24 protein-coding genes and 1 tRNA gene are annotated in these 24,087 nt (G+C 40.1%); 8 read left to right on the plus strand and 17 right to left on the minus strand.

Features of this window, described 5'->3' with window-relative positions:
* Positions 1-5: 5 nt before the first annotated feature.
* The gene (gene pgm, locus CWC28_RS06265; protein ID WP_063705070.1) at positions 6-1,643 is read right to left on the minus strand and encodes a phosphoglucomutase (alpha-D-glucose-1,6-bisphosphate-dependent); all 1,638 of its coding nucleotides are present in this window, start codon (positions 1,641-1,643) and stop codon (positions 6-8) included.
* Between the two features lie 16 nt (positions 1,644-1,659).
* On the minus strand, positions 1,660-2,265 hold the full coding sequence (gene seqA, locus CWC28_RS06270; RefSeq protein ID WP_063705069.1) for a replication initiation negative regulator SeqA: 606 nt from the start codon (positions 2,263-2,265) through the stop codon (positions 1,660-1,662).
* A gap of 131 nt (positions 2,266-2,396) precedes the next feature.
* On the opposite strand from seqA, the gene CWC28_RS06275 reads away from it, so the two are divergent.
* The 5 genes from CWC28_RS06275 to fur all read left to right on the plus strand — a co-directional run bounded on the left by CWC28_RS06275 (position 2,397) and on the right by fur (position 4,939).
* Positions 2,397-3,161, plus strand: coding sequence for an alpha/beta fold hydrolase (locus tag CWC28_RS06275; protein WP_138624893.1), 765 nt, complete (start codon positions 2,397-2,399; stop codon positions 3,159-3,161).
* Positions 3,162-3,260: 99 nt separating this feature from the next.
* On the plus strand, positions 3,261-3,482 hold the full coding sequence (locus CWC28_RS06280) for a DUF2788 domain-containing protein (protein ID WP_036968243.1): 222 nt from the start codon (positions 3,261-3,263) through the stop codon (positions 3,480-3,482).
* A gap of 2 nt (positions 3,483-3,484) precedes the next feature.
* Positions 3,485-3,763 (plus strand): LexA regulated protein, encoded by a 279-nt coding sequence (gene ybfE / locus CWC28_RS06285; protein ID WP_004586673.1) that lies wholly within the window; start codon positions 3,485-3,487, stop codon positions 3,761-3,763.
* Between the two features lie 14 nt (positions 3,764-3,777).
* Positions 3,778-4,305 carry a flavodoxin FldA gene (fldA, locus tag CWC28_RS06290; protein ID WP_063705064.1) on the plus strand — a complete coding sequence of 176 codons (528 nt, stop codon included), beginning with the start codon at positions 3,778-3,780 and terminating at the stop codon, positions 4,303-4,305.
* 190 nt (positions 4,306-4,495) lie between these two features.
* A complete protein-coding gene (gene fur / locus CWC28_RS06295; RefSeq protein WP_138624894.1) occupies positions 4,496-4,939 on the plus strand; it encodes a ferric iron uptake transcriptional regulator in 444 nt (147 codons plus the stop codon).
* Positions 4,940-5,006: 67 nt separating this feature from the next.
* Here the strand turns inward: fur and bamJ are convergent, their stop codons facing one another.
* From bamJ to CWC28_RS06330, 7 genes are all read right to left on the minus strand, one after another.
* Positions 5,007-5,624: a BamJ family beta-barrel-assembly machinery protein gene (gene bamJ / locus CWC28_RS06300; protein ID WP_063705059.1), complete on the minus strand. Its 618-nt coding sequence runs from the start codon at positions 5,622-5,624 to the stop codon at positions 5,007-5,009.
* Between the two features lie 74 nt (positions 5,625-5,698).
* Positions 5,699-6,100 carry a hypothetical protein gene (locus CWC28_RS06305; protein ID WP_138624895.1) on the minus strand — a complete coding sequence of 134 codons (402 nt, stop codon included), beginning with the start codon at positions 6,098-6,100 and terminating at the stop codon, positions 5,699-5,701.
* 51 nt (positions 6,101-6,151) lie between these two features.
* Positions 6,152-6,242, minus strand: a tRNA-Ser gene (locus CWC28_RS06310).
* 74 nt (positions 6,243-6,316) lie between these two features.
* The gene (locus tag CWC28_RS06315; RefSeq protein WP_063705056.1) at positions 6,317-6,694 is read right to left on the minus strand and encodes a hypothetical protein; all 378 of its coding nucleotides are present in this window, start codon (positions 6,692-6,694) and stop codon (positions 6,317-6,319) included.
* Between the two features lie 199 nt (positions 6,695-6,893).
* A complete protein-coding gene (locus tag CWC28_RS06320; RefSeq protein WP_063705054.1) occupies positions 6,894-7,442 on the minus strand; it encodes an NAD(P)H nitroreductase in 549 nt (182 codons plus the stop codon).
* 63 nt (positions 7,443-7,505) lie between these two features.
* On the minus strand, positions 7,506-8,216 hold the full coding sequence (locus CWC28_RS06325; protein ID WP_138624896.1) for an HvfX family Cu-binding RiPP maturation protein: 711 nt from the start codon (positions 8,214-8,216) through the stop codon (positions 7,506-7,508).
* Positions 8,217-8,277: 61 nt separating this feature from the next.
* Positions 8,278-10,239 (minus strand): oxidoreductase, encoded by a 1,962-nt coding sequence (locus CWC28_RS06330; protein WP_138624897.1) that lies wholly within the window; start codon positions 10,237-10,239, stop codon positions 8,278-8,280.
* A 199-nt stretch (positions 10,240-10,438) separates the two neighbouring features.
* Here CWC28_RS06330 and sppA point away from each other — a divergent pair, with 199 nt between their 5' ends.
* Entirely contained in the window at positions 10,439-12,304 is a 1,866-nt protein-coding gene (sppA, locus tag CWC28_RS06335) for a signal peptide peptidase SppA (protein ID WP_105174175.1), read from the plus strand.
* Between the two features lie 59 nt (positions 12,305-12,363).
* Entirely contained in the window at positions 12,364-13,374 is a 1,011-nt protein-coding gene (gene ansA, locus CWC28_RS06340) for an asparaginase (protein WP_063705045.1), read from the plus strand.
* Between the two features lie 52 nt (positions 13,375-13,426).
* On the opposite strand, the gene gnd is transcribed toward ansA, so the two are convergent.
* Complete coding sequence (gnd, locus tag CWC28_RS06345) at positions 13,427-14,800, minus strand: NADP-dependent phosphogluconate dehydrogenase (protein ID WP_054553937.1); 1,374 nt, start codon at positions 14,798-14,800, stop codon at positions 13,427-13,429.
* Positions 14,801-15,222: 422 nt separating this feature from the next.
* Here gnd and pyk point away from each other — a divergent pair, with 422 nt between their 5' ends.
* Positions 15,223-16,656 carry a pyruvate kinase gene (gene pyk / locus CWC28_RS06350; protein ID WP_063705043.1) on the plus strand — a complete coding sequence of 478 codons (1,434 nt, stop codon included), beginning with the start codon at positions 15,223-15,225 and terminating at the stop codon, positions 16,654-16,656.
* A 79-nt stretch (positions 16,657-16,735) separates the two neighbouring features.
* Here the strand turns inward: pyk and CWC28_RS06355 are convergent, their stop codons facing one another.
* From CWC28_RS06355 to rplT, 7 genes are all read right to left on the minus strand, one after another.
* Positions 16,736-17,560 (minus strand): LytR/AlgR family response regulator transcription factor, encoded by an 825-nt coding sequence (locus tag CWC28_RS06355; protein ID WP_063705040.1) that lies wholly within the window; start codon positions 17,558-17,560, stop codon positions 16,736-16,738.
* Positions 17,557-18,630 (minus strand): sensor histidine kinase, encoded by a 1,074-nt coding sequence (locus CWC28_RS06360; RefSeq protein ID WP_063705038.1) that lies wholly within the window; start codon positions 18,628-18,630, stop codon positions 17,557-17,559. Before CWC28_RS06360 ends, CWC28_RS06355 begins: the two co-directional genes overlap by 4 nt.
* A gap of 154 nt (positions 18,631-18,784) precedes the next feature.
* Positions 18,785-20,341 (minus strand): SulP family inorganic anion transporter, encoded by a 1,557-nt coding sequence (locus CWC28_RS06365; RefSeq protein ID WP_063705036.1) that lies wholly within the window; start codon positions 20,339-20,341, stop codon positions 18,785-18,787.
* A gap of 144 nt (positions 20,342-20,485) precedes the next feature.
* Complete coding sequence (locus tag CWC28_RS06370; RefSeq protein WP_036968198.1) at positions 20,486-20,944, minus strand: Lrp/AsnC family transcriptional regulator; 459 nt, start codon at positions 20,942-20,944, stop codon at positions 20,486-20,488.
* A 146-nt stretch (positions 20,945-21,090) separates the two neighbouring features.
* Complete coding sequence (locus tag CWC28_RS06375; RefSeq protein ID WP_138624898.1) at positions 21,091-21,732, minus strand: MBL fold metallo-hydrolase; 642 nt, start codon at positions 21,730-21,732, stop codon at positions 21,091-21,093.
* Between the two features lies 1 nt (position 21,733).
* Positions 21,734-23,530, minus strand: a complete 1,797-nt coding sequence (locus tag CWC28_RS06380; protein ID WP_138624899.1) for a M14 family metallopeptidase — start codon at positions 23,528-23,530, stop codon at positions 21,734-21,736.
* A gap of 197 nt (positions 23,531-23,727) precedes the next feature.
* On the minus strand, positions 23,728-24,087 hold the full coding sequence (gene rplT / locus CWC28_RS06385) for a 50S ribosomal protein L20 (protein ID WP_036968189.1): 360 nt from the start codon (positions 24,085-24,087) through the stop codon (positions 23,728-23,730).

A 24,087-nucleotide genomic window follows, 5' to 3' on the forward strand; every position in this document is an offset into this window, starting at 1 on the left:
AAAAATTAGCTAATTACTGAATCAACCAGTTTCTTTGCTTCTTTTTCTAATAATGCTAGATGTTCTTCACCTTTGAATGATTCAAGGTAAATTTTATAGATGTCTTCGGTACCTGATGGACGTGCTGCAAACCAACCATTTTCAGTCACAACCTTTAAACCACCAATAGCAGCATTGTTACCCGGAGCATGAGTCAGCTTTTGTGTAATAGCGTCTCCTGCTAACGTGCTAGCAGTCACATCATCTGCTGATAACGCTTTTAAACGTGATTTCTGCTCAGCATTCGCTGGTGCATCAATACGTTTATAAATAGGTGCACCGAACTCTTGTTCAAGCTCTTTGTAAAGCTGCGACGGTGTTTTACCCGTTACTGCTAAAATCTCAGCAGCAAGTAGACCTAAAATAAAGCCATCTTTATCTGTGTTCCAAACTGTACCATCGAAGCGTAAGAATGACGCCCCTGCACTTTCTTCACCACCGAAAGCAAGCGTACCTTTGCTTAAGCCTTCAACAAACCACTTAAAGCCTACTGGGACTTCTTTTACTTCGCGGTTATTACGTGCAACGACTTTATCAATCATACCGCTAGATACGAGCGTTTTACCAATTGCAACATCGTTTGACCATTCACGGTTATTTAGTAAGTAATCAATAGCGACCGCTAAAAAGTGATTTGGGTTCATTAAACCGTCAGGCGTAACAATACCGTGACGGTCATAATCAGGGTCGTTGCCAATGCCAATATCGTAGTCATCTTTTAATGCAATAAGGTTTGTCATTGCATAAGGAGATGAACAATCCATACGGATTTTGCCATCTTTATCTAAAGGCATGAACGAGAATGTTGGATCAACAGACTTATTTACGACCGTTAAGTCTAAATTATATTTTTCTGCAATAACTGGCCAGAAATTGATACCTGAACCACCAAGTGGATCCACACCAATTTTGATTTTTGCATCGCTAATCGCTTTTAAATTAACGATATTAACTAAATCATCAACATAAGGTGTAATCAAATCTTGATACTTAATAAAGCCAGAGCGTGATGCTTTTGCATAAGGGAATAACTCCACTTCTACCAAATCTTCTAACAATAATTGGTTTGCTCTGTCTTCAATCCACTTTGTTACATCAGTATCAGCTGGACCACCATTTGGCGGATTATATTTAAAGCCGCCATCTTCTGGTGGATTATGTGAAGGTGTTACCACAATACCATCAGCAAGTTCATTTGGGTTTGCTTTGTTATGGCAAACAACAGCATGGCTGATCACGGGTGTTGGTGTGTAGTCATCATTTTCTTGTGCTATGACTTGTACTTCGTTCGCTACAAGTACTTCAATTGCAGAATTAAAAGCTGCTTCACTTAACGCGTGAGTATCTTTACCTAAGAAAAGTGGGCCAAAAATATTGTTTTCTTTACGGTAATCACAAATTGCTTGCGTGATCGCTAAAATATGCGATTCATTAAATTTTACATCGAACGAACAACCACGATGGCCAGACGTACCAAATGCAACGCAATGTTCTGGATTTTGTTCTAGGTCTGGTTCATTTAAGTAATAAGCTGAGATCAGTTTTGGTACATTCACTAAGCTTTCTTGCGGTGCAGGCTTGCCTGCATCTGGATGAATCGCCATATTATTTCCTTATGGATTATAAGTAATCACGTATTTTTTCTGCTTCATCTGCGCTGTAACCTAAGCACAGTGCTACTTCGTGAAGCATCATTTTCTTTCTGGTTGTGTTTGAATTTGTCATCACCCAATACTCAGTATCAGTGATATTTTTTGGATTCATGCTGCTACCGCTTTCAAGTAATGCTTCTTTACTTGTTGCAAAATACACACGGTCACGGCCTTTAATCTCAAGCACATTTGCAAAATCAGTTTTATGCGTTCTATAAAGAGCCGCAAGAATAAATAAGAAACGACCTACAACACCTTTTTGCATTGCGAGCTCTTCTTTATTAAGAACATTAAACACATTACCTTTAACTTGTGTCGGTGCTGTGACAGTCTCAACTGCATGTTCTGTATCTTCAGTGCTCGATTGCGGGCTTAATTCTTGTTTTATTTCTTCTTGTACTTCAACAACTGGGGTTTCTTGTTCAGTTTTGGTAGTCGTTGTTTCAACTGGGGCATTAGTGCCATCAGAGAGGTTTAATAAACGACGTAAAATGGTTGATGCACTTTCACCAATACTTTGCGTGTTACTTGCGATGTATTGATATAACTCGTCGTCTATGTCGATTTTTTTCATGTTATTCCTGTCTTTACGGGTCACATTTTAAAAGTTCTCAATGATTATACCTAAGCTCGCAGCAATTCTCTATGTTTTGCAATTTGTAATTTCACTAGGCAAAATACTGCCATTAAAATTAGGAGTTGAAAATGCTATTAAACTACCAACAAATGGGTCAAGGTTCAGACGTTGTATTGATCCACGGTTTGTTTGGCTCGCTTGAAAACCTTAATGTTATTGCTAAAGCTTTATCTGAAAATTACCGCGTAACAAATATCGATTTACGCAATCATGGTAAGTCATTCCACAGCGATACGATGAATTATCACACTATGGCGAAAGATGTCAGTGAGTTACTTGAACATCTAAATATTAGTAAAGCGCACATCATAGGTCACTCAATGGGTGGCAAAGTAGCCATGCAATTAGCTCTTAATCACCCACAGCTTATTGATAAACTTGTTGTGTTAGACATCTCTCCTGTTGCGAATAACCCAAGGCACAGTGCTATTTTTGCAGGCCTTAACGAAGTTGCACAATCGAATGTCAGTGATAGAAAAGCAGCTGATGAAATTCTTGCCAAACACATTGATGAAATGGGTGTGCGTCAGTTTTTATTAAAAAGCTTTGCCAAGAATGAGCAAGGTCACTATCGATGGCGCTTTAATTTAGCGGTTTTATACCAGCAATATGAAAATATTTTAGCGCAAGTTGATGAAAATGATTCTTGTTTATGTGATACTTTATTCGTTAAAGGTAATGATTCAGACTATATTTTAGCAGAGCACCGCCCTGCTATTATTGCGTTATTTCCTAATGCGAAAGCAAAAATTATTCATGGTGCAGGTCACTGGCTTCATGCGCAAAAACCACTTGCTGTAAATAAAGCAATCAGTGATTTTTTAGCGCAATAATTGGCCTGATAAAATTCGCTGTTTTTGATCGTGCGCACTAAATTATTACAAATTTGTGTGCTATAGTACGCGCCGTTTAATTTAAAGGTTTATACGTTGATGGTCAGTCAGTTAATTAACGAATTTGATACCTTAGGGTTGTATTTTGGCTTAGCCGGTATTTTCTTTTTTATTGGAATGGCAATTCAAGACGTCCTTAAAAAAGGTGATGTACCACGATTTGGCCGATACATCGTTTGGTTAGTGCTATTTTTAGGCTGTTCTGGGTTTATAGCGAAAGGACTTATTCAAGTCTTCTGGCAAGGCGCAGGTGTGGGCTAGACATGGCAAAGTCAGAAACAGATAGAACAACACCCGATTTATTTGAATACGAAAAGCGTCCAGGTAGGCCGAAAACAAATCCCCTACCTCGCGATATGCAATTAAAAGTAAACAAACGTAATCAAATAAAGCGAGATAAAGCACGTGGTTTAAAGCGTGTAGAATTTAAGGTTTCATCACAGTTATATCAAGCGTTAAGCGATATGGCAGATGCGCAGAATATTAGCCGTAGCGCGTTGATTGAAACAATTTTACAAGAAAGATTGGCTATTGATAGATAGAAGGTTTTAAATCCATGTCAAGCGTAGGTATTTTTTTCGGAAGCGACACAGGCAATACTGAACACGTAGCTAAAATGATTCAAAAAGAATTAGGTAAAAAGCTTGTAGCGGTTCATGACATTGCAAAGAGTTCTAAAGAAGAGATTGCTGAATTCGATTTATTGTTATTCGGTATTCCAACTTGGTACTACGGTGAAGCACAATGTGACTGGGATGATTTCTTCCCTGAATTAGAAGAAGTTGACTTCGAAGGTAAACTAGTTGCTATTTTCGGCTGTGGTGACCAAGAAGACTATGCAGAATACTTCTTAGATGCAATGGGCATGATCAACGATATCGTTACTGAGCGTGGCGCAATTGTAGTGGGTCATTGGTCAACTGAAGGCTACGACTTTGAAGCTTCAAAAGCACTAGTAGATGACGGCCATTTTGTTGGTTTAGGTATTGATGAAGACCGTCAACCAGAATTGACTGAAAAGCGTGTTAAAGACTGGTGTGCTCAGGTTTATGATGAAATGTGTTTAGCGGAACTTGCTGATTAATAACAAGTACTACTCGCATTTACTAGCTGATGTAAAGATGCACAACCAGTTCATATTTGTCTGAAAAATCGGCAATTAAACGAATTGTTCTTTGCACTTAATAACTAGGCACGTTATTCTAATAGTTGCTAATGTGTCGTGTGCATCTTTATGATGCCTAGTATAACTAAATAAAATTGAGACAGATTGAATGACTGATCACAACTTGGAATTAAAAAAAGCAGGGTTAAAAGTAACCTTGCCACGTATTAAAATTTTAGAGATTCTACAATCTCCGGACAACCAACACATCAGCGCTGAAGATGTCTATAAAATTCTTTTAGACAAAGGCGAAGAGATTGGTCTTGCAACTGTCTACCGTGTTCTTAACCAATTTGATGATGCAGGTATTGTTTCTCGTCACCATTTCGAAGGTGGCAAGTCAGTATTTGAATTATCAGGTAGCACTCACCATGACCACTTAGTGTGCCTAAAATGTGGTAAAGTTGTTGAGTTCGAAGACGATACAATTGAACGTCGTCAAGAAGAAATCGCAAAAGAGAATGGCATCAAGCTTACTAACCACTCTCTTTACCTTTATGGTGAATGCGAAGACATCGCTGCGTGTAAAGAATACGCTGAAGCAAATAGCTAATTCGCTATTCCTTCAGACATAAAAAAACCTGCATTAAGCAGGTTTTTTTATGTCTATTAGAAATCGATTAGATAATTTCTAATAACTCAACGTCAAAGATTAGCGTTGAGAAAGGAGCGATTGCTGCACCTGCACCGCGCTCACCGTAAGCAAGCTCATGAGGTACGTATAAACGCCATTTTGAACCAGTGCCCATCATTTGAAGTGCTTCAGTCCAACCTTTGATAACGCCACCTACTGGGAACTCAGCTGGTTGACCACGCTCATAAGAGCTATCAAATACAGTGCCGTTGATTAATGTGCCGTGGTAGTGCGTACGAACAGTTGAATCAGCAGTTGGTTTTTCACCTTCACCTGCAGTTAATACTTCAAATTGAAGACCTGATTCAGTAACTGTGATCTCTGGACGCTTCGCGTTTTCTTCTAAGAATGCGATACCTTCAGCTGCAAGAACTTTAGCTTCTTCTTCACGACGAGCTTGGATCTCAGCATTGATTTTCTCGAAAGCTGCTTGAATTGCTGGGATTTCAACTTGGAAATCGTTACCAGTGTATGCGTCTTTCATACCTTCAAATACAGAATTTAAGTTTAAACCTTCGAATGGATTTGCTTTTAATTGCTCACCCATTTGTAAACCAATACCGTAACTTGCTTTTTCAGCGTCTGTTGTAAAATTATCTGACATGTTTTTAATTCACGTTTATTTAGTTAAAAGACGTGCCCATACTAACATAAAAAAACGACGAATATCGCTTAGTTTTACTGCGTTTGCTCAGTGTTTGCACTAATTCGCTCCTTTATTTTAGCAATCACAAATGTAGAAACAGGTAGTGTGGCAATCATTGAGGCAATAAAAATCCCATTCATTAACCCCTCTTTACCGAACATAACTAAAGGCACAGCAATAAGACCCACAGTTGCAATAACAGCAGCAGCAATTAATGGCCAATGTTTATCATACTTACTGATCAAATGACCGACTAATACATTAAAGCCGATACCATAAGCAATCGAAGACAATAAACCGTAGTCGGGCTGCGCATCATGGGCCATAGCGACAAGCACATTAATGCCGCTGTGATAAAAATAAGAAAAGATACACCAAAGCAAAACATGTTTAATTATGCGCATTTGTGTAGAAGAAGACTCGCTTATAGACATTACTTATCTCCAGATAGCAAAAAACCGCCAATTAGGCGGTTTTTTAAATAATGGTGGAGAGATAGGGATTTGAACCCTAGAGGGGCTACAAACCCCTGCCGGTTTTCAAGACCGGTGCATTCGACCACTCTGCCATCTCTCCGTACGGCGCGCATAATAGTGTTTACCGCGTTCGTTGTAAAGTCTTAATTGTAAAAAACTTTAAAAAAGTAATTTTCAGTAATACTGTTTAGGCCGTTTTGCAATTAATGAACAAATTAAGCAAACAATTAAACTAACTAAAGCAAATCCAGAGCCCTGCACTATCACATCAATTTTATTAAGATTGTAACTTGGTATGATGACTAACGCGAAAGCGGGTAAACAGGTGATCGTTAAAACGTAGCAACAAATTTTAAAAGCGCGGCCAAAATCGAATCGTTTAGTACTTTGCATCCACCATGTAAGTAGAAATAATACTACTACAGCAGATAAGCCAAGGTAATGAGGTTGCTTCGTAGACATAGCAACTAAGAAGGTTACTACAGCGCCTATTACGCCCCAAACTGACCAAGCGAACCAATTTTCTTTTTCACGTAAAAATAAGTTTCCCATTGTTCTCGTCTTCTTTATCGTTATTTTTTTAAGACCATCCATACGTTAACAAAAAATAACCGATTAAAAAACACACTGAAGAAGAATTATTTCGTTTTTTGCATCCGTGCGCTTCTTACAGCTAAGCTAAATCTGAAAAAACTAACATAAGTAAGCTTAATAGTGTCTGACTGCTTAACTGTATAAAAGTTCCTACTATTTATAAATTCTCAAAAAACGACTCAGGTTTGTGCCTAATAGGTTTTTTAATGTCAATTTCTGGCGTACCTAAATAGAGGTAACCTACAATTTCATCGTCTTCTTTACAGCCAAGTGCCGCTTTAACAGCAGGGCTTTGTGCAAAATAACCTGTGCGCCAAATTCCCCCTAAACCTTGAGCAAATGCGGCTTGTTGCATAGCGAGTACTGCACAGCCCGCACTTTGAACCTGTTCGATACGTGGCACTTTTGGATTTTCTTTCACATCCGCAATGGCAATGATCATCATAGGTGAACGCAGCGGTAGCTCTTTAGCACGCTCAATGGTTCTATCATCTTGGTTTTCAGCAACAGCGGCTTGATGGTAAATTTCACCCAATTTATTACGTGCGTCGCCTTCAACCACAATAAAACGCCAAGGCGCAATACAACCATGATCGGGTACTTTAATGGCTGCACGCTTAATTATGTCAAGTTGTTCAGCTGTAGGCCCTGGTGCGATAAGGCGAGGATCTGATTGTCGAGTTTGTAATAGCGTTAAAGCGTCCATGAATATTCCGTAAATGCTTAAGTACGACGCCCCTTATTAATAGGGGCAGAAAGCCCAAGCTTATCATTGATCTTTATGAGCAATAAAGCTATTCGATACTTTTCTAGTTAACCAATAATCAATACTGACGAAACGACCACCGCCTGTAAAAAATAAACTTAATAACATCACAAAATAGATAGCCGAAAACTCAATACCATTATTTAATATCACTGGTTTCCCTTTTGCATAGAGGTACTCTGTATAACCATGTGTTTCTAGCAACTCACGCATTTTCGTTAATCGCTCACTGGCTTCATTTGAATTAACTAAACTAGCTTCACTTCCTGGTATTGCAAGCCAATTCAGCACTCTTGCAGGGCTCGTGCTGGCATCTGTGGGTGTTACAGCAAACCAGCCATTACTAGCATGCACGGTCGTCGCAGCAACCAACATAGTGATCATCAACGGAATTGCGGTTAAACGAGTAAATAAACCCAATAATATAAAGATCCCTCCTAAAAACTCAGTCCATGCAGCTAAAAAAGCTAATACAGAGGGCATGGGTAGGCCTAAACCCCATTCACTATTGCCGAACCAAGCAACAATATCTTCTGACGCTAAAAAGTATTGATAGATGTGAGTTACATCACCGCTCAAAGCTAGTTTATTAAAGCCGGCAATGATCATCACTGGGGCTAAGATCAAGCGAATTAACAGGCTGGGAAGCCCATCTAGAAACTGCAGTTTATTTAAGATGCGTTGGTAAAGGGGTATTAGGTGTGTTTTCAACATAGCGGTCTCGTGACTAAATAGATTAATCACACAGACCGCACGTTTTCTAGTTTACTTTCAATTAAATTTTACGAGCAACTTGTAGCGCTTCAAAGATCGCACGTTTAGCATCGATAGCAGCAGCTAGTTTTGCGCCACCAATCACGTGAACTTTAGCGTTTTCGGTTTGATTGTCGAACGTTTCAGTATTAGACACCTGACCAATACAGGCAATCACAGTATCAACATCGAGGATTTGCTCTTCACCTTTTACAGTAATCTTCAAACCTTGCTTATCAAAGCTTAGATACTGACACTCAGCGATTTGTTTAACACCGTGCTGTTTGGCAACTTGACGATGGATCCACCCCGTTGTTTTACCCAGTTCACTACCAAACCGCCCTGCACTTCGCTTAAGCATGTAAATTTGGCGATTGTCTTTTTCGGGCGCGGCTTCGCATTCAATACCCCATTGAGTTTTGAACTGCTCAATTGTTTGTCCTTTGTGTTCACTTAAAAAGGCAACCATATCAAAACCGATACCACCGGCACCTAAAATCGCAATTTTCTCACCGAGTTTTACTTCACCACGAATGACTTCATCGTAAGCGAATACTCGTTTGCCATCACTGCATTCGATTTTCGCTTCTCGCGGACGCACACCTGTTGCAAACACCACATCATCGTATTGATTAAGCATATTGTCGGTAAATTCAGTGCCTAGCTGTAAATCGACATTTAAACGCTTTAATTCATTAGTAAAGTAGTTAAGGGTATGGTTAAAGTCTTCTTTACCCGGTACTTGCATGGCTAAATTAAATTGGCCACCCATTTGTTCTTTACGTTCAATTAAAGTCACTTTGTGACCTTTCGCTGCTAAGTAACAACTTGCAGCAAGGCCTGCAGGGCCTGCACCTACAACCAGTACTAATCGAGAAGATGGTGCTTTTTCAAGGCTATAATCTAATTCAAACGCAGCTTGTGGGTTAACCAAACAGGTAGCACGTTTATTTTTAAATACATGGTCTAAGCAGCCCTGATTACAGCCAATACAAATATTAATTTGCTCAGCTTTATTATTCGCGTACTTATTAAAGAACTCAGGATCAGCCAATAAAGGACGTGCCATTGAGATTAAATCAGACTCGCCTGCTTCTAAAATTCCATTGGCAATTTCTGGAGTGTTAATACGGTTAACCGCGATAACTGGCACTGATACCGTATCTTTTAAGCGTTTTGATGCTTCTTTAAAGGCACCTGCTGGTACCATACTGGCAATGGTTGGGACACGAGCTTCGTGCCAACCGATACCAGTGTTAAAGATATCAACGCCAGCTTGTTCAAGTGCCAGGGCTTGTTGCTTTACTTCATCGGGTGTTGATCCATTAGGAATTAAATCCATCACAGACAAACGAAATATAATAATGAACTTTTGACTTACTTTAGCGCGTACAGCTTTAACAATATCTACCGCCAAACGCATACGGTTTTCTAGACTACCACCATAGTTGTCTGTTCTTTTATTGGTGTGGTTAGCCATGAATTCATTAATCAAATAGCCTTCAGAACCCATAATTTCAACACCGTCATAACCTGCTTTTTCAGCCAGTTTTGCTGAGTTTGCAAAGTCTTTGATGGTTTTTTTAATCGACCCTAACGACATTTCTTTAGGTTTATATGGATTAATAGGAGCCTGAATCGAGCTTGGTGCTTGATTGAATGGATGATACGCGTAGCGACCTGCATGCAATAATTGTAAGCAAATTTTTCCGCCATGTTGATGCACAGCATCAGTATATGCTTTGTGCTTGATCACATCATAGAAAGAATTAAATGTTGATGCGAACGGAGATAACTTGCCACGAATATTTGGGCTGTAGCCACCTGTAATAATCAAGCCCGTGCCACCTTTAGCACGTGCTTCGTAGAATGCACGTAAGCGTTTACGGTTATGCCAGCCTTCTTCTAAGCCGGTATGCATTGAGCCCATAACCAAACGATTACGAAGTTCGGTATGCGGTAATTGTAATTTTTGTTCTAACATTGTGTGCCCCGTTAACTGGTCGAACCTCTATTTGAAATAGATTCTGCGGCAATAACTTAGAATAATCAACTTTTCACTCGTAATTAATCTGTAGCAAATTGTCGTTTTAAACACTCTGTTACTATTTAACAGTTAATTTTAAAGTTATTCTAAGCTAAGATGAGTTCACTACTAAGCTGTACTGAATTAAGGATTTATTTTGCTAGCAAAGATATTTAAAGGCATTTGGACCGGGATTAATTTTTCCCGCCGTTTGGTCCTAAACATATTATTTCTATTACTAGTAATACTCTTCTTTGTCGCCATAACAGGTGAAGAAGATCAAGTAAAAGTAGCAGACGGAACCGTGCTACGCCTAAACTTAAATGGCCCTATTGTTGAAGAAAAAACCTATGTTGATCCTGTAGAAGCAGCCATCAACGATGCAACTATGGGCAAAGAAGCGCCATCAGAAATTCTTCTTGATGATGTCATTGAAGTGATCAACGAAGCAACTAAAGATGATCGCATCACAGTTATGCTTCTTGACCTACAAAAAATGCCAAGCGCGCACATTAATAAGCTAAAACAAATAACTAAAGCAATTGATGCGTTTAAAGATGCAGGCAAGCAAGTTATTGCGACGGGCTATTACTATACACAAGCACAATATTATATTGCTGCCCATGCCAATGAAGTGTCTATGCACCCATATGGTGGTGTGAGCATTGAAGGCTATGGTATGTTCCCACTGTACTTCAAAGACGCGCTTGAAAAGTTAAAAGTGACTCAACATATTTTCCGTGTGGGAACTTATAAATCAGCGGTTGAACCATTCATTCGTAATGATATGTCAGATGCGGCAAAAGAAGCGAACAGCGTTTGGTTAACTGCACTTTGGAACGAGTACAAAACTGACGTTGCAGCGAGCCGTCCATTCGATGAAAGCAATTTTGATGAAGATATGGATGTTTACCTTGCAAAAATGCAAGCAGTTGACGGTAACTCAGGTCAGTACGCGTTAAATAATCAATGGGTTGATTCTTTAAAAACATCGCAACAAATTCGCCAGCAACTTATTGAATTAGTCGGTGCTGAAGAAACAGGTAAAACATTTAAACAAGTAAGCTTCCGTGAGTATTTATCACTTGTAAAACCGCCTGTTGAGTTCGATAACCCAATTACTGAAAAAGTAGCTGTTGTTGTAGCTAAAGGCACCATTGTTGATGGCGAACGTAAAGCAGGTGAAATCGGTGGTGACTCTACAGCTGCCCTACTTCGTAAAGCACGTCTTGATGATAAAGTGAAAGCGGTTGTGCTTCGTATCGATTCAGGTGGTGGTAGTATGTTTGCCTCTGAAGTTATTCGTGCTGAAGTATTAGCACTTAAAGCAGCAGGTAAACCGGTTATCGCATCAATGAGCTCAGTAGCTGCGTCAGGTGGTTATTGGATTGCATCAGCTGCCAATGAAATTTGGGCAGCCCCTAGCACAATTACAGGTTCAATTGGTGTGTTCGGTACTTTCATGACGTTTGAAAACACCATGGCTGAGTTAGGTATTTACTCTGACGGTGTTGCAACAACTGACCTTGCTGGCTTCTCTATTGCACGTCCACTAGATGAGAAGATGTCAAACATCATTCAAATGAGCGTTGAAAATGCATATAAACGCTTTTTAAATGTCGTAGCTGAAGCACGTAACATGACCCCTGAGCAAGTGGATAAAATTGCCCAAGGCCGTGTATGGATTGCAACTCAAGCAAAAGAACTGGGTTTAGTTGATAAACTTGGCGATAAGCAAGATGCAATTAAGGCTGCTGCTGAGCTTGCTAAACTTAATCATTATGATGTTAAGACCATCAAACAGTCATTAACACCACAAGAGCAAATGCTGCAAGATATCTTTGGCACAGCGGCTGTTAAGAGTTTCTTTGCTAAGTCTGATTCATCACACTCAGTACTAGCAACACAAGCTAACTTACAAAGCCTTATTAATCAGTTAAGTAGTGAAATTGATAACCTAAAAGATTACAACGATCCACAAGGCGTTTACGCTCGTTGTTTAGTGTGTAATGTAATTCAATAAGTTACTTAGCTAAACGATTTTAGGTATACTAAGCCCAGTTATTTAACTGGGCTTTTTTTATGAAACGTAAACGTATATATATCGCCTATACGGGTGGTACCATCGGTATGAAAAAATCGAGCCGCGGCTATGTACCGGCAGAGGGTTTTTTAACCGAAACAGTGGTCAATAATGCAGAGTTTAATCGTGATGAAATGCCTTTGTTTGATATTCACGAATATTGCCCACTCATTGATTCTTCAGATATGTCCCCTGCCCACTGGCAATTAATTGCTGACGATATTAAGAGTAAATACCAAGACTATGATGGCTTTGTGGTTTTACATGGCACCGATACCATGGCCTACACGGCTTCTGCTTTGTCTTTCATGTTCGAAAACCTAACGAAACCTGTGATTGTGACAGGCTCGCAAATTCCCTTGTCGCAACTTCGTTCTGATGGCCAAGTCAACTTACTGAATGCAATGTATTTAGCCGCTAATTATCCAATTGCAGAAGTAAGCCTGTTTTTCAATAATCAATTATTCCGTGGTAACCGTGCGACAAAAGCCCATGCTGATGGCTTTGATGCGTTTGCATCACCAAACCTTGAACCATTAGCACTCTCAGGAATTAATATTCAACTAATCAAAGGTCAACTTAGCCCTTACGTTGATAACGAACTACAGGTATCGAATATCACGCCACAGCCTATTGGTGTACTTTACCTATATCCGGGGATCAGTCCTGAGGTGGTGAAAAGCTTAGTTAATGACAATATCAAAGCACTTGTTTTACTGAGCTTTGGTGTGGGTAATGCCCCGCAAGATCCCGCATTTTTAGATATTCTTAATGACGCAAGCAAACGTGGCATGGTGATTGTTAACCTAACACAGTGTCTAAAAGGCCATGTCAATATGGGCGGTTATGCAACCGGTAATGCTTTATTAAACTGTGGCGTGATCAGTGGCTACGATATGACATTAGAAGCATGTTTGACCAAGTTACACTACCTATTTAGTCAAAAGCTTGAAGTAGAGACAATTCGTCACTTGATGCAAGACAATCTGCGCGGTGAGTTAAGCCGTTAATGCAGCAAGTACAAAAAAGGCACCTACGGGTGCCTTTTTATACTTTTGATAATTAACGAACTTTTTCGTCAATCTCAACTAAGTCAGTTAAATGGCAAATCTCACCACTGTGAGTTTTAATACCATGCTCACCAAAGTAGTCACGTTGTGCTTGTACAAGATGACCATTACTTGGCGTTGTTAACGTTGCGATGTAAGTTTGCGTTGCTGTTAACACAGGGAAAGCTAAACCAGATGCAACGGCTGCACCCGTTACCTTACGTAATGCTGCTGATTCACGCTGCATAGAATCAATAAATTCTACACCTTCAGCGACATTGTCTAAGTAATCAGCACGGATGATACAACCTGCGCGCCATGTCTGTAGCGTTTTAGAAAGATCAACTTTCCACTGATGCGCACGTGACGCACCTTTGATAAGGGCTAAACCTTGACGATAAGCAAGTAAACTTGCCAATGTAAATGCATCTTTTAACTCAGCTAAGTCTAAATCAACCGTATCCGTTGCTTTAGCAGCGTAAGTCATTTCTTTAGCAGCATGCGTATCACAGGTATTTGTTAAGTGACGTGCTTGAACAGCTGCAACTAGTGATGGCACTGCAATACCAAGCTCTAGGGCATTTTGTGCAGTCCATAAACCCGTGCCTTTCGCGCCAACTTTATTGTCGATTAAATCAACGAGCGGCTCACCTTCTGTCGTTTCAAGACTTAAGATATGGCTTGAAATTGACAGTAAGTAGCTATTTAAAGTGCCTTCTGACCATTCATTGAAAATGTCAGCCACTTCTTTTGGTGAACGATTAGTACCTAAACGTAGTAATTGATACATTTCAGCAATTAATTGCATTAACGCATATTCAATACCGTTATGAACCATTTTCACAAAGTGACCACTTGCAGATTGGCCTACACGCGCGAAACACGACTCACCTTTGTAGCTTGCCGCTACTTTTTCAAACCACGGCTCAACACGCTCCCAGCCGCCTTCTGAACCACTTGCCATCATTGCAGGGCCGTGACGTGCACCTTCTGCACCGCCAGAAATACCCATAGTGGCAAATTCAAATTTGTTTTGATATTTAAGTTTACGGCTAATGCCATCTTTGTAGTTACTGTTGCCGCAATCTACGATAATGTCATCACAGTCAACACCTGCTTCTGCAAGCTCTGTACATACTTTATCAACCAATTCACCAGCAGGAACTAAAAGTAGAATCGAACGAGGCGGCTCTAAGCGTCTAACCATATCATTTAAATCAGACACAATATGTAAACGGTCTGCCAAACCTAGTGCTTTCGCACAGCTTAGTAACTCGGCACCCGCATCTGGGTTTTTATCATAAGCTACTAATGTCAGCCCTTTTTCAATCAGGTTGAGGGCAAGATTTTTACCCATAACGCCTAACCCTACTAATGCAACTTGCATTTAGTGTCCTCCTCGGTAACAACTATTGGTTAGTTAATCAAAATAATTACGCGCGCATTATACCCAAGCAGCCCAAAAATGCGAGCTTGTAAGCCAACTTGAGATAAATCATCGAAATCATGAAGCGACGTTGCACTCAGTATATCAAAATTACTAAGGCATCGGACCAGATTTTTATAATACCCTTTAAAAAGGTATGTGTATTGACGCTACCTGACACCGGTGTCATAATAACGTCATTCACCCTTTGTATACTCTATAATTAATACAAAGAGCCAGATCCTCATAAGTAAAAACAATCATTTTTTACTTATGAGTTCTACTTCGTGCAGATGTATAAGCCAATGAAGAAGGTTTATAGCACGACATTTTAATAGATAACCATCAATTCGCTTAAAAATTTAAGCGCACAGGAGAATTTGATGCTAAGACGCACAAAAATTGTTGCGACCCTTGGACCGGCAACCGATCGCGATAACAACCTAGAAAAAATTATTCGTGCAGGTGCAAATGTGGTTCGTTTGAACTTCTCACATGGCGTAGCACAAGATCACAAAGACCGCGCAGATGCGGTACGTAGCATTGCTAAGCGTTTAGGCAAACACGTTGCTATCCTTGCAGACTTACAAGGTCCTAAAATTCGTGTATCAACGTTTAAAGACGGTAAAGTAAACCTTGAAGTAGGTGCAAAATTTACCCTTGATGCAAAAATGGAAAAAGGTCAAGGCGACGTTAATGCTGTTGGTATCGACTATAAAGAATTACCAAATGATGTTAAATCAGGTGACTTACTTCTTTTAAACGATGGCTTGATTCAATTAACAGTTGATAGCGTTGATGGTGCCCTAGTACACACAACAGTAACTGTTGGCGGTGTGCTTTCGAACAATAAAGGTATTAACCGTTTAGGTGGTGGTTTAACAGCCCCTGCTTTTACTGATAAAGATAAAGAAGACTTAATCACAGCGACTGAAATCGGTGTTGATTATATTGCTGTATCATTCCCACGTAGTGGCGATGATATGCGTTATGTTCGCTCTTTAGCAGAAGCTGCGGGCTCAAACGCACAACTTCTTGCAAAAATCGAACGTGCAGAAGCAGTTGAAACTGTTGAAGCAATTGACGATATCGTTCTAGCATCTGACGCAGTAATGGTTGCGCGTGGTGACTTAGGTGTTGAAATTGGTGATGCAGCACTTGTTGGTAAACAAAAGCTTATCATTAGCCGTGCTCGTTCACTTAACCGTACTGTTGTGACTGCAACACAAATGATGGAATCTATGATCGATAACCCAATGCCAACACGTGCTGAGGTTATGGACGTTGCAAACGCCGTATTAGATGGTACTGATGCCGTTATGCTATCAGCTGAAACAGCTGCTGGTGACTACCCTGAAGAAACTGTAGCGACTATGGCTCGCGTTTGTTTAGGTGCCGAATCACAAAAAGAAACACACGTTTCTAAACACCGTTTAGACAGCCGTTTTTCTTCAAATGCAGAATCAATTGCGTTATCGGCGATGTATGCAGCTAACCACCTTGATTCTGTAAAAGCGATTGTGACACTGACTGAATCAGGCAGCACAGCTAAATTAATGTCGCGCATTAGTTCTGGCTTACCAATTTATTCGTTATCACGCCATGCAAGCACACTTGGTCAAACGGCACTTTACCGTGGTGTTTACCCTGTATTCTTCGATTCAACGAAATGTGAAGATGACAGCATGGTACGTGACGCATTGAACACACTTGTTGAGCAAGGCTCGCTTGTTGCTGGTGATACTGTGATTTTAACTCACGGTGATGCGATGGAAACGATTGGTGCGACAAACACGATGAAAATTGTAACCGTTTAAACGGTTACAATTATTCATTAAAAAAGGCGCAATTTATTGCGCCTTTTTTGTTTTTAGCTGATTTAGTTTTAAACAGCTATTAGCTCGCCAGAGCTGCTTTCACTTTGTCGCGATAACTACGGCTTACTTTTAATTCTTGGCCGTTATCTAACACTAAAAGATACTCACCGCTCACTTGGGTAACAAGTTTGCTAATTTGTTTTGTATTCACAATTGCGCTGCGATGAACACGCACGAATAATTGTGGATCAAGCTCTTGTTCAAGCTCTTTCATTGTTTTACGAAGAATATGCGTTTGCCCGTCTTGGCAATGTAGACACATATAATCACCAGCCGCATCGACCCATTGAATTGTCACCACAGGGACACGAACAATCTCGCCCTGCTCTTTTACTGCTAACGATTCAGGATAACGACGATCAGCTAGGCTATCGCCCGTTGCTAACTTCTTTAAAATTTCTTCGCAATTATTACCGGTAATACCTGCAACAAAGCTCGCTAGTTTTTTCTTATGGGCGTTATCTTGTTGCGTTTTTAAATAGGTATGCACTTTTTCTACCGCCTGTTTTAGTCTGTTGTCATCGACTGGTTTAAGAATATAATCCAACGCATGAATCTCGAATGCTTTAACAGCAAACTGATCAAAAGCTGTAACAAATACAATTGCTGGTAATGGGTTAACACTTTCACTAAGTGCACGTGCCACCTCAAAACCGTTCATATTTGGCATTTGAATATCTAAGAAAACCAATTGAATATTGCCTGATACGCATTCATCAATTGCTTCTTGACCATTGCTACATAAACGAATGACTTCTATATCGTCAAACTCAGATAGTCGAACAGCTAAGCCTTTACGTGCTAACGGTTCATCGTCAACGATCAAAGTTCTAATTTTGCTCATTTCTTAACAGCCTTTTCAAACGGAACGCGCAGATTAACTTTTAATCCACTTGGCGTATTGTCAGAGAGAACGAATGAGTAGTTGTTCTCATAAAGTGTTTTTAAGCGGTCCTGTGTATTTGCTATGCCAACGCCTTGTGAATTAACCAGTTGGCCATTTTTTAGCTCAGTGCCAGGACCATTATCGCCTACTTCCAATAATAGTTCATTTGCAAAAACTTGTGCTTTAATATCAATCACACCGCCTTCATTTAATTGCGCTATCGCATATTTAATCGAGTTCTCGATAATAGGCTGGAGGATCAAACTTGGTACTAAGGCTTCTTTTGCCTGTTCGCTTACTTCGACGTTAACTTGTAAACGTTCATCAAAGCGTACTTTTTCAATCTCTAAGTACAACATCAAAGCGTGAATTTCTTGCTCTAACGGTACTTTCTTAATCGGATCGGTATTGAGTGTGTAACGTAAAAAGTCACTCAATTTAGATACCATTAAATTCGCGTCTTTGTTTTCTTTAACCAAAATTAAGGTTGAGATGGCATTTAAAGTATTAAATAAAAAGTGTGGATTAAGTTGATAACGCAGCATTTTAAGCTGTGCTTCGTGCGCCATGGTGGTTGCTTTAAGGGCTTTTTGGCGCTCACTTTGCAACAACTGGTAGTACTTAATACCAAAATACAAGCCACTCCAACAAAGTATGATATAAACCGAATCTAAGCCTTGTTGAAAGTAATAAAACCATTCATTTGGTCGGTAACCGTGACGGTAGATTTCCCATAAATTGAATTTTTGAACAACAGCCCACAATGTACCGGTAACATAAGAGGCCCCAAATACAACAAGCATCAACACCCACGGTGAGGCATTCCAGACTTTACGATACATATAACGCAAAGGTACTGTCATTAAACAGCCTGCATAAGCGTTTAATACAATAACAAATACGTAAATATCACGCATTTCAAAGACTTTAGAGCCGATATAATTAACTAACGCATACCCTATCCAGCCTGCAATTTGCAGTACCCAGAAAAAGCGTTGTCGATTATCAACTAATGATTGCCAATTCAAAATATCAGATTACCTTTCATAATTATTTTTATTATACCGATAGTCACGAGAACAAAGCACTGCCGCCTATCTTAATTTTTAATAGCCTTACCGCATTCTGCAGATATAAAAAAAGCGAAGACGATCCCGCCTTCGCTTTTCCTAAGCTTGATTTTTAAGCTAATTTATCTGATGCCACTTTATAATGTGGATCTTCAATGACATTTACTTCAACTAAATCACGTGCTTTATGCAATAACTGAATACAGTCTGGGCTTAAATGACGCAAGTGTAATTGTTTGCCTGCTTTAGCATATTTATCAGCTAGGCTATCAATTGCTTCAATTGCGCTGTGATCAGCGACACGGCTGTGTTTAAATTCAATGATCACATCTTCTGGGTCATTTTTAACATCAAATAACTCAGCAAAATTCTTAACCGAGCCAAAGAATAATGGGCCATGAAGCTCATACACTTTAGAGCCCTGCTCATCAATGTAGTTACTCGTGTAAATGTGTTTAGCATGTTGCCAAGCAAAAACCAGTGCAGACACAATCACACCTACACATACCGCAATTGCAAGGTCTGTCGCTACTGTAACACCTGAAACAAGTACAATAACAAACGCGTCCGATTTTGGTACACGCTTCATCATCTTAAAGCTTGCCCATTCAAAGGTGCCCAATACAACCATGAACATAACACCCACTAGCGCTGCCAGTGGGATCATTTCAATGTAGCCTGCTGCAAAAATAATGAACACAAGCAGCATTAGCGCAGCAGTGATACCCGATAAGCGTGAACGACCACCCGAGTTAATATTGATCATAGATTGACCAATCATCGCACATCCACCCATTGCCCCAAAGAAACCACAGGTAATGTTTGCAGCACCTTGGCCAATACACTCTTTATTACTTTGACCGCGGGTTTCGGTAATTTCATCAATTAAGGTCAGCGTTAATAACGACTCAATTAAGCCAATCGCCGCTAAAATTAATGCATATGGAAAAATGATTTTAAACGTTTCTAAGTTAAACGGGACCATTGGAATATGGAATTCAGGTAAGCCACCGGCAATGGTTGCCTGCTCATTACCAGTCATACCTTTTAAGAAATCAAGTACAGTGCGCGCTTCTAAATCAAAGCCAATCACGATTGCAGTCACGGTAACAATCGCAACTAATGATGAAGGCACGGCTGTGGTTAACTTAGGTAAAAAATGAATAATGGCCATGGTTAAAGCCACTAAACCAAGCATGATGTAAAGAGCTTGTCCTTCCATCCACTGTTGACCACCCATGCCATCAGGCACTTTGAACTGACCGAGTTGCGCTAAGAAAATAACAATCGCAAGACCATTAACAAAACCCAGCATAACTGGGTGAGGTACCATTCGGATAAACTTACCCAGCTTAAAAATGCCAGCAAGTATTTGCAGTATCCCCATCAGCAAGACGGTTGCAAATAAATACTCTACGCCATGATCTAATACTAAACTTACCATCACAACGGCTAGTGCACCTGTAGCACCAGAAATCATACCTGGACGACCACCAAAAATAGCCGTGATTAAACCAACAATAAATGCGGCATATAAACCAACCAAAGGCTCAACATTAGCAACAAAAGCAAACGCGACTGCTTCTGGTACCAAGGCTAACGCAACGGTCAGGCCTGATAATATATCGTTTTTAGCAGAGCTTGGCGCTTTGCTGAGTAAGTTAAACATTAAAATCCTCTTTGTAATGAGTGCATTTCGGCAAGGCGCAGAATTCTAGCAAAATCCGCAAAAGTTAACAATTATTAACAACAAAACGGCTAGTACCGAAAAGCACTAACCGTTTTTGAAAAAATAAAACGTAGTAGAAAAAGATTAAAGAGGTAAAGACGTACTACGCTTAACGCAAGTCATTGTTACGTTCGAGTGAACCTCTTGAACAAATTCAAGGTTTAGTAGGTTATCACGGACAAATTGCTCGTAGCCCTCAATACCTTTAGAGATAATACGAAGCATAAAGTCCATCGTACCCGCCATGCTGTAACACTCAGTCACTTCATCATAGCTCATGATCAAACGCTCAAATTCAGCGAGGTTTGTTCTGCCGTGATTAGATAAGCGAACATGGGCATAAACCAACATATCAAAGCCAAGCTTTTTCTCATCAAGCAAAGCAACTTTACCTTTGATATAGCCATCTTGCTCAAGCTTAGCGATACGACGCCAACATGGAGATTGAGATAAACCAACTTTATCGGCAATTTCTGCCGTAGATAAGCTAGCATCCTGCTGTAATAATGCCAAAATTTGGCGATCTACTTGGTTCAGAGACATTTTATTTCTTTTTCTGTAAAAATACTGGTTAAATTATATAACTGATTTAAAAATCAGTCTGCCTATTTTCTACTATTTATGCAAAAAAATTGCAATTTTATACCGATCCACTTAATCAAATAACTAGCTGTTTGTGCGAGTTGGCATTAACCAAATCGACCACTAATAAATGGATTTGTTCTTCGCTCGTGCCCTACGGTGGTATTCGGACCGTGGCCTGGCAAAATAGCAACGTTATCTGAGAAAGATAAAATCTCAGACTTAATTGATTTGAGTAATTGCGCACTATCCCCTTTTGGAAAATCAGTACGACCAACAGAGCCTTGAAAAATCACATCTCCCACAATCAGCTGTTCTGAATCTTGATGATAAAAAACAACGTGACCAGGTGTATGCCCTGGGCAATGACGTACAGCTAATGCAAGTTCACCTACTGTGATAGTGTCGCCATGAGCTAACCATTTGGTTGGATAAAATGGCGCGATGGCTGCAAAACCAAACATTTGTGCTTGCATTGGCAAAGCGTCAAACCAAAATTTATCGTCTAGATGTGGGCCTATGATATCGACGCTGAAGTGATCTGCGAGTTGCTTTGCAGCACCCACATGGTCTAAGTGACCATGAGTCAAGTAAATTGCCTCTAACTCACAATTTAACGCAGCTAGTTCCGCTTGCAGCTTCTCTGCATCACCACCTGGGTCTAACAGTGCAGCTTTATTCGTTTGCTCACAAATGATAATGCGGCAATTTTGCGCAAAGCCAGTAACAGGAACAGCGAGTACCTTCATGTTATTGTCCTTTTTGTAACTGCTCAAACGCCATTAAAATTGGGTATTTTAAATAGCCTTGATCATAAAACGGTGTACGCTCATAAAGCCAATGCAAACGTGCATCTGCATCTTTTGCAAAGTTTTTATCTTCGCGAATTTTTTTATCGAATTCTAAAGCCAATGCTGGTTTTTCTTTAAGCATTTGGCGTGCGTACGGCATTAACGCGTAATTCTCAACGTATTCAGTGCGCTGAAAAATAGTATTAAACTCACCCCAAGCAAAGAATGAATCAGGCGCTTCTGGGTGTAATAAATGCGTAGCCAGCTCAGAGTATGGTTGATCGGTTGAAACCTTGTACCAACCCGTCATATCAACATTTTCAACGGTATTGTATTCAAATGTCGCCTCTACACGAAAGCGCCCTTCAAAGGGAGCCTTTGCAAATGCATAATCCGCAACGCTTGCTTGAGTTAATGGCTCAGAAACAGATTCATTGAGTGCCGTTACTTCTACGCCATGTAATTTAAGTTTACTAACCAATTGGCTGTACGCAGGCGGAATATAAAATGCGGTTGGCACATTTACGGTCTTTTTAACGTCTTTTTGCCAGTAAATAGGCAAGGCGTCATAGTTTTTAGCTTCACCTAAGTATTTAACTTCAGGCTGTCCTGACAATGCGCTTTCAGTTCTTGAATAAGCGATACCTTTAAATTCGATGGTATCTGGTTCTTTTGCATAACCACGTTCAACGACTAACTGCGTTGGTTTGAAATCGAGCTCTTTTTTAACTGCATCATTCAGTGCTTTTTCGTTTGCAGCTAAGGCATCAATTGCGCCATCGATAAACACATACGTACCTAAAACACGCTGTTTATACGGTTTTAATGAATGGTTTTCAACCAAAATAGTTGGTAATGAACGTAAATCCCCCCAACCATTCGAGAAACGAGGTGTTGCAACCCAACCTGCTAAGCCTTTTTTAAACTCGCGCTTGTCCATTACAAACACCAGTGGACCTGGAATATGCCCAGCTTTTTCTAATTTTGCATCAATAACAGGTTTAAATAGGTTATCAAGCGCCTCTGAAACGCTCGGTGACTCACTAGAAAAAACAGGATTGTAGCCGTAGGTCACGTCATACTGATAATCAGCGCCATCTGTTACATGGACATCCACGTATAAATCTGGCTTAAATTGATTAATCACTTGCATCACACCGCGTACTTCAGGTGTATCAAGCTTAGTGTAATCACGATTCAAATTTAAATTTAAACCATTCGTTCTAAAACCCATTTCTACTGGGCCACGCTGATTAATACGGTTATATTGGCTACTACGCTCGTGACCATCAACGTTTAAAATAGGAATAAACAGAATATTGACTTTACTCAGTATGTCTCGGCGTTTACCTGTAGCAATATCGCGTAACAGCATAAACATGGCATCTTTGCCATCTATTTCACCACTGTGAATACCTGCTTGAATGAAGATAGTTGGTTTAGTATCTGCAACAAGTTGTTTGGCATCAAATAAACCTTGTTCATTCGCCACTAACATCTTAACTGCACGACCCGCACTGCTAGTTGCAATAGTCTTGACTTTGAATTGCGTTGGGTTTGCTGCAACGAGGCGGTCTACAAACGCCATTGTGTCTGTGTAGTTCGGCGATAATGTGCCATTGCTTAACTCAAAATCAGTGGTCAATGGTCCTTTTTCTTGCATTAAAGACACACTGTCGCCTTGCCATGGCAACAATGGGGGTAAGTGGCTGTCTAAAGTTACTGCAGCAGATAAAAACACTAAACTCGCAAACATATCACTCTCAAGTGCGGAACTTATTCTATTGGGGAAATTATAACAACTAATCTGAATGGATTGCGTAAACTGCGGTGATTCAACAAAAAAATGGAGCAAACGACATACGCTATGCAAAATCGTTGTTATTTATGAATTTTATTTAAGATCAAAAAAAGGAGCACTAGGCTCCTTTTTAAACTTTATGAAAAGCGAAATTAAGCCGCTAGGCCTTCTTTTGCTTTTGCAACAAGCGCTGCGAATGCAACTTGGTCGTAAACAGCGATATCTGCAAGGATCTTACGATCGATTTCTACAGAAGTCTTTTTAAGACCATTGATAAAACGGCTGTATGAAAGACCGTTTTGACGAGCTGCTGCATTGATACGTGCAATCCAAAGTTGACGGAAAGTACGTTTCTTAGCACGACGGTCACGGTAAGCGTATTGACCCGCTTTAGTAACTGCCTGGAAAGCTACGCGGTAAACACGTGAACGTGCTCCGTAGTAACCTTTAGCTTGTTTTAAAACTTTTTTGTGACGTGCACGTGCGATAACACCGCGTTTAACTCTTGCCAT

It is taken from the genome of Pseudoalteromonas sp. S4492, assembly GCF_005886115.1.
GTDB classification, from domain to species: domain Bacteria; phylum Pseudomonadota; class Gammaproteobacteria; order Enterobacterales; family Alteromonadaceae; genus Pseudoalteromonas; species Pseudoalteromonas gelatinilytica.